The sequence below is a fragment of the Gemmatimonadota bacterium genome (assembly GCA_026706845.1).
GTDB lineage: Bacteria > Latescibacterota > UBA2968 > UBA2968 > UBA2968 > VXRD01.
In genome coordinates, this window is sequence record JAPOXY010000071.1 from 1 (window position 1) to 6,948 (window position 6,948).

Annotated in this window: 10 protein-coding genes; 6 read left to right on the forward strand and 4 right to left on the reverse strand. The window is 48.3% G+C overall.

The window, feature by feature from the left end:
- The 5 genes from OXG87_06900 to OXG87_06920 form a co-directional block, all read left to right on the forward strand.
- A partial coding sequence (locus tag OXG87_06900) for a hypothetical protein (protein ID MCY3869270.1) occupies window positions 1-797 on the forward strand: 797 nt, incomplete at its 5' end.
- A gap of 350 nt (window positions 798-1,147) precedes the next feature.
- Window positions 1,148-1,840 (forward strand): tetratricopeptide repeat protein, encoded by a 693-nt coding sequence (locus OXG87_06905; GenBank protein ID MCY3869271.1) that lies wholly within the window; start codon window positions 1,148-1,150, stop codon window positions 1,838-1,840.
- Window positions 1,841-1,850: 10 nt separating this feature from the next.
- Window positions 1,851-2,168, forward strand: coding sequence for a DUF971 domain-containing protein (locus OXG87_06910; GenBank protein MCY3869272.1), 318 nt, complete (start codon window positions 1,851-1,853; stop codon window positions 2,166-2,168).
- A 44-nt stretch (window positions 2,169-2,212) separates the two neighbouring features.
- Window positions 2,213-2,749 (forward strand): hypothetical protein, encoded by a 537-nt coding sequence (locus OXG87_06915; GenBank protein MCY3869273.1) that lies wholly within the window; start codon window positions 2,213-2,215, stop codon window positions 2,747-2,749.
- Between the two features lie 57 nt (window positions 2,750-2,806).
- A complete protein-coding gene (locus OXG87_06920; protein MCY3869274.1) occupies window positions 2,807-3,118 on the forward strand; it encodes a DUF433 domain-containing protein in 312 nt (103 codons plus the stop codon).
- A gap of 88 nt (window positions 3,119-3,206) precedes the next feature.
- On the opposite strand, the gene OXG87_06925 is transcribed toward OXG87_06920, so the two are convergent.
- The 4 genes from OXG87_06925 to OXG87_06940 form a co-directional block, all read right to left on the reverse strand.
- Window positions 3,207-4,238, reverse strand: a complete 1,032-nt coding sequence (locus OXG87_06925; GenBank protein ID MCY3869275.1) for a ribose-phosphate pyrophosphokinase — start codon at window positions 4,236-4,238, stop codon at window positions 3,207-3,209.
- Between the two features lie 61 nt (window positions 4,239-4,299).
- On the reverse strand, window positions 4,300-4,800 hold the full coding sequence (locus tag OXG87_06930; GenBank protein ID MCY3869276.1) for a GNAT family N-acetyltransferase: 501 nt from the start codon (window positions 4,798-4,800) through the stop codon (window positions 4,300-4,302).
- Between the two features lie 6 nt (window positions 4,801-4,806).
- The gene (locus OXG87_06935) at window positions 4,807-5,235 is read right to left on the reverse strand and encodes a phosphoribosyl-AMP cyclohydrolase (protein ID MCY3869277.1); all 429 of its coding nucleotides are present in this window, start codon (window positions 5,233-5,235) and stop codon (window positions 4,807-4,809) included.
- 21 nt (window positions 5,236-5,256) lie between these two features.
- Entirely contained in the window at window positions 5,257-5,979 is a 723-nt protein-coding gene (locus tag OXG87_06940) for a class I SAM-dependent methyltransferase (protein ID MCY3869278.1), read from the reverse strand.
- Between the two features lie 373 nt (window positions 5,980-6,352).
- On the opposite strand from OXG87_06940, the gene OXG87_06945 reads away from it, so the two are divergent.
- Window positions 6,353-6,948, forward strand: a 596-nt coding sequence (locus tag OXG87_06945) for a phospho-N-acetylmuramoyl-pentapeptide-transferase (GenBank protein MCY3869279.1), incomplete at its 3' end; no start/stop codon positions are given.

Consider the following 6,948-nt stretch of genomic DNA (forward strand, 5'->3'; position numbering starts at 1 on the left):
AAGTATTGAGAAGCTGCGTTCTACTTATAACGGCGTTCATAGTATTTGGACAGTCAGACGCGGGATTGATACCAGAAACCCCCAAGCCGCAAGGTGGCGAGATCGTCGGCTCCTGGGTAGCTGAGAAGGTCGGCCTGAACGCTTATGTCCCGGCCGGGCTCGTGCAGGCTGTATCGCCTCTTACAGTTGAAGGCGAAATCAACGGCACAATAACTTTTGGTTCCGATGGCAGTGTCAAATCTGACTACACAACAGCGACCAATATCTCTGCGGTATTATTGGTTCCGCTTTCAGTCTCTGTACTCGATACGAGCCAATATGAGGGAAATTACACGGTCGCGTCCGATACCCATGCACTCACCATAACGCGAGAAAATGAAGATCCGCTCAATTATACATACACGGCTACAGCGGATTCACTGCATATTATACGTCCGCTTCTCTTAGATGAATTATTGGCGTCATTACCCGAATCTGTAAGAGGCTTGGCAATGGGCGCACTTTCTCAGCACGTACCGCCAGATGATCCAATCAGGATCGTAATTACTTTCGCGAAAGCAACAGATACGGGAACACCACCAACGCCACCAACACCACCAACACCGACTATGCTACCTGGTGATTTTGATGGAAACGGCGCGGTTGAATTTCCAGACTTTCTCCTCTTTGTCGCGCAATTTGGCAAGTCTTCATCTGATGACGGTTTTGATGCCCGTATGGATCTGGATAACAACGGGACAGTTGAATTTCCAGACTTTCTCCTCTTTGTCGCCGCGTTTGGCAGCAAGAGCGGTTAGTGATCGAAGCTAAAAATAGAAAAGGCCTCTATGACCAAATTTATGGCAGGTGTTTATCTGATACTCAAATTGATTTGTCAACGAATAGAGATCGACCCGGACCTTGTTCTTGTGATGTGGTGCAATCGCCCGGCCATTGAAATTTACGAGCCGGGTCTTTCTATACGCCAAAGCCTGCGCTTATATCGCGCAAACACTATTTTGCCACATACCTCTACTGAGTACCCCATAGTAGATCCCTTTGTGTGGGATACAACTGCGACAACTCGACAGAGTTTGCCAAAGTCATTCGTTCAATGGCCCTATACTGGACGCCCCTTGTATCTATGAGGGTATTGTCAGGAAAGTATATGATACTGCGACTGGGAATCATCTTTGTTATGCTTTTGAGTGCAGAGACTTCCAGTGCTCAAGAGAGGTTTGAAAGCAGTGATCCGATGGTCGTGATTTCGGATGATTCGATAGCTGTAATTCTCGACCCCGCACTGAAAAGTGCTGTCGATTCGCTGGAAACTGGCAAGCCCGGTGGCGCTGCTGTCGCCCTGCGCGATATTTTGGAAAAAAACTCCGCACACACACAGGCATTGCGCCTCCTCGTATCGGCTTATTTGCGAATGGAAGATTTTGATCGCGCAATTGACGCCTGCCAGCTATTGGCCGTCCAGGACTCGACCGATGCAAGCGCACTGGTCGCGCTTGGATACTTATATCAGCGGATAGGCGACATAATTCTATCAGAACAATATTATCAGCAGGGGCTTGCCCTGGATCCCGATATTATCGCAGCCTATCAGGGTTTGGGTTGGATTTACCTGAAAACGGGACAATTAGAGCGGGCACTCGACATGGCCAGCGAGACCACAGAACGCATGCCCCATTACGCGCTCAATTACATTTTAATGGGGCGCGCGCTGACCGCGCAAGGTTTTTTTGAAGATGCGGCAATCGCTTATAATCGCGCCTTTGCTCTGCAAAACGATCTGCGCGAGCAATACGGTATTTTGCTTCAGGAATTGGGATTAAGGCATCGGTTGAAGCGTTAGGGGGCTGGTCGTGGCAGAAAAACCCAAACGCATTCGCGTTGACCGCACAGAGGGATGGCTCGAAATGGATTGGGCGGACGATGGAATTTTGCGCGTGCGATTATCCGACGTGCGAAAAGCCTGTCCATGTGCATTGTGTGGAGACCTGCGGGCAAAGCAAGACGAGCAATTGCAGATGATTACTGCGGATCAAACGCCATCGGCAGATCTATCTGATGTCGTTCCAGTCGGAAATTATGCCATCCAAATTCGGTGGACAGACGGACACGATACGGGAATTTATACCTATTCTTATCTCAAACAATTAGCACTGGCGTCGTGTAGATAGAAGATTTATCCGGCACTGCCCAAAAGTGCTGTCAGGAGTTTATTATGAGGATTTTTGCTGGTGTCGGACTTTTGGTCTTAATTTTTTTTACAACGAGTGCCCAGGCAGGTTTTAAGCTCTACAATCTGGCAACCAAGGTTGGTTTAGACGTTGTACAGGCAAACGACACGCGGCATTTCTTCGTGCTTCAAGCAGATATTGCAACCGTATTTACGCCCAATCTTCGCCTTGAGGTAGGTGCCGAGACAGGAAGCGGATCTGACCTCGACGGTACCGAGATTCAGGCGAGAGGTGGTGGGGCTTTTCTAAAGTACTTGTGGCCGCATAAATCGGGGACTGCGTATGCGTATATGGGCGGTGGATTGGGAGTGAACCGGGTGCGGCGCGAGCGGTTGATCATCAACGAATTTCAAAACGAATATCAGGCCGCGCTTCACTTTATTCTCGTCGGCATGGAAAAACAATTGTTGAACCGCAGAATGGAAATTTTGTTTGAGGTACGCTGGGTTATTGGCGAACAAGAAGACGCAAGTGCCCTGCGAACAGCCGTGGGGATTGGCTTTAACATCGGCAAACCGTGAGTCTCGGGACCTTTCAAAGAAATTTGATTAAGAAATCGTACTAATGAGGAACTTTACGTGCTAACACAAACGGGATATGAGCATATTCAGGTCACCGAAGATCAAGTGCCAATGATTGAGGGCACAACAATGAAAGTGGTTGAACTAATTACCAACCATCTCGCTTATGGCTGGAGTCCTGAAGAACTGCATTTCCAACATCCCTATTTGAGCATGGGCCAAATCCATTCTGCACTGGCATATTATTGGGATCATAAAACAGAACTCGACCGGGATATTGAAAAACGACTGGAATCTATTGATCAAATACAGAAAGCAACCTCGCCTTCTTCCCTGGTCAAACGTTTAAAGGCAAAAGGTCTGGCCTGATGCCTCTTGCTTGCCACTATAAACGCTTTTTCATCCCGCCAGAATAGACTTTCTGGCGGGATTTTTTCAATCCCTTGATCTATCGTATTTACCCTTCCACCCTCGCATTCGCAAAGAGATTGCTGACGGATTCATCGTTGTTGATGCGGCGGATGGATTCGGCGAGAATGGGAGCGACTGATAGAATTTTGATCTTGCCATTTTGGGCGCGTTTGGGCACGGGAATAGAATTGGAAACGACAAGCTCTGTAAGTACGGAATTTTCCACGCGCTCGACAGCGGGATCTGCCAGCACCGGATGGACAATCGTGGCACATATATCGCGCGCGCCTTTGTCTTTGAGCGCAGAGGCAGCTTCAATAAGGGAACTCCCCGTAGAGATGATATCATCAACAATGACGATATTTTTGTCTTTCACCTCACCAATAACGTTCAGGACTTCGGTTTTTTGACCGCTCCAGCGGCGTTTATCTACAATAGCTAACGACGCACCGAGCAGTTCGGCATAAGCGCGTGCCATTTTTATACCGCCGACATCGGGGGCGATAACAACGAGATTTTTAAGATTTTTCAGCCTGAAGTACTCCCCTAAAATGTTAATGGAATAGAGGTGGTCAACGGGTATGTCAAAAAAACCCTGGATCTGATTGGCGTGCAGATCCAGGGTTAAAACCCGCCGCGCCCCAGCGGTATAAATCATATTGGCGACCAGTTTGGCCGTAATCGGCACGCGGGGGCGGTCTTTGCGATCCTGTCGCGCATAGCCATAATAGGGCACAACCGCTGTGATGCGTCGGGCGGAGGCACGTCGCGCAGCATCGATCAAAATGAGCAGTTCCATCAAGGCGTCATTGGGCGAAATGCCTTCTTCTTCATTTTCACAAATAGGTTGGACAATAAAAACATCGCAACCGCGCACGTTTTCATCAATTTGCACATGTGTTTCGCCGCCGGAAAAACGGCTCACAGTGGCTTCGGCAAGCCGAGTGTCGAGAATATTGCAAATATCTTCGGCCAATGGCCGATTGGTATTACCCGAAAAAACTTTGAGATCGTAACCCACGTTTTCTCCCTCCTGTCGTCGAGTGCTCTGATCTGTCCGAATGAACTGCTGTCCCATTTCTAAACCTCTTACCATGTGAGCAATATAGTATTGAGAAGATTGCGAATCAACCCGGATTTCACGCTACAATATCGCGCCTGAGCAAAATGATCTGAATTTTGGAATCTGAGCGAAGCGGTTCGGTTAAACTGGTCTCTTCAAATCCGATCTTTTGATAAAAAAAACGCGCTGGATTATTTTCACTCACCCAGGCTTCGAGCGTGGTGGCTCCACCCTCGCGTGCCCATTCTATGACCGCGCACACAATCTGCTCACCGATATTTTTTCCCCGAAATTCGGGTGCGACCCACATCGCGGTGAGCACTACTACGTCTGATGCCCTGCGATAACACCCCGCCATCCCACAGGGATTATCCCCCACATAAGCCATGAAATATGCGCGATCCGACAGATTGGCATGATCTCTCGCCATGTCCTGCCAGTCTCTATCGGTTCTTTTTTCGCCTTCTGCCAGCGTTGTACCAAAAGCGTAAGGCGCATCTTCAAGTGCGCGAAGACGCACATCCCTGAGAATTTGCCATTGATCTGAACGGATTCGGGTAACGACCTCTGAGGGCATGACTTGTTACTCCGGTATGGTTTTGGGGTTCACAAATGTCAAGTTTCCATTATCGATACTGCGGTAATAACAGCCGTACCGCGCACGACCATCTTCTTTTGTATGACACGAACCATCGCCTTTGAGGCGAACGAGATAGAGCAGTGAATTTTGTTCGCAGTTAATGCGCACATCGACCAGTTCGAGCATATCGCCAGACGTAGCCCCTTTAACCCAGAGTTCATTGCGCGATGTACTCCAGAACGTTGCCACGCGGTGTTCAAGCGTATAGCCAAGTGCCTGTTCATTGACATAGCCGATCAAGAGAACGGCTTTGCTATCCACATCCTGCACAGCAACGGGAATGACGGGATGATCGGCCTGTGCAACCTTTCGAAGCTTTTCAAAATCGAGATGGATATCCGTCCCTTCTTCGAGTTGATAATCAATAGACATAACTATTTCCTCCGCTTGCCTTCAATTTTTCTCAATAACCGCGACATAAACACTCCCCGTTTCCGGAATAAATCGCGAAATTTGCCAACCAGTGCCTTCGAGAATAAATGCCATCTCTTTTCGAGATACTTTGAGGTATTCAAACCATGCGCCGATATAGTGTTCATATCGAATGCGAATTTTGAGCTGACATGAGAACTTACCCCGCTCGCGATTCAATTTGTGATAATCCAGATGTGCTTTTCTCGTCGTGCTGTAAGGATCTGCGGATTCGGCAATAATTCTCGCATCGGAAGATGTCATAGTACGCATCTTTCGCAAAAGCCATCGAGCGCGCTTCAAATTGCCAAAGAGACCGAAATTACTGCCCATCATAAGTATGGTATCAAACTGACCGAGCCGAGAGGAAATTTGTGTTACACTCAAAACCCTGGCTTTTTTGAGACCGCGTTCTTTCGCCACCTTGATCGCCAGAGGAGATGTGTCAATGCCCAAAACATCAAAACCTTCTTCCTGGAGGTAGAGGGCATGGCGTCCGGGTCCGCAACCTATGTCGAGGACGCGGCCGCGAACATAATTCATCAATTCTCGCTGATGCGGGGGCCAGTCGCAATACGGATCGAAATATGCACTGGAATTACCGGAAGTTATATATCCGTCTTCGCGTTCTACTATTTCCTCTGCGGATATGCCGCGATGCAAGTCCCACATCATGCGTCCATAAGCATCGTCATTGTGTGCCATTGTCATTCTCCCAAAAAAAAAGCCCACTGTCTCTCGACAGCGGGCTTGTACATTTCATTGGACAACTATTATGACATATCCACCGCCGAGCGCATCGTGCAAAAAGTCGCAGACGTAGCATGATGGGTGTGATGCTGAGCGGTGTGGGCAAACGCATCCCCGACCAAAACTGTGTTTGGATTAGTAAAAGTAACCGGGTTGTTGATCATTGCGTTCATAATAGTCAGAAAATAGAAAGTCTGTGTTTTTACGTCAAGGATTTTCTTTCAAATGGAATCGGCTGTGAGTTCAGACTTGCCCTTTAATGATAGAGACCTTACATTGGACCTGATTTGTTTCATTTTTCAAATCATATCACACGGGAGTTTGCGCTGTGCTCTACTGGCTGGGTGAGCAATTGTTGGACATCTATGGGCCGTTTCGCCTCTTCACGTCTTATCTATTTTTAGTTGGTGCAGGTACCGCGCTCGCCTGCGTGTTAACCTGGAGAATTTTGCCCAAAATGTGGCATCAGCTACCGCGTGATCAGGGGCGTGCTCACGCTGTTGGCGCCGCACAAAATAAGGGCAAGCCCGTAGGAGCAGGCGTTATTTTTATTTCCATTTTTATTGTAGTCGGATTTTTATTTGTGCCCCTTGGAATGCGATATCTGGCGGCTTTGGGGTGCCTATTCCTGGCAATGCTGGTGGGCTTTTTCGATGACCGCTATGAATGGAGTGAATACCGCATGGGGTTGTTCGACCTGGTCATCTCCATTTTTGGTGCTATAGTCGTGTGCCAGATGGCACCCGTCGAAGTGTGGCTACCGCTAATTAAAACCTCAGTTATTGTGCCACCCTGGATTTATATCCCTATTGCTACATGCTTGTTGTGGATGACTATTAACGCCACAAACTGCACAGACGGCGTGGATGGTCTATCGGGCAGTTTGTGCATGCTGGCATTCATTTTTTTGGGCGGCGCACTGTA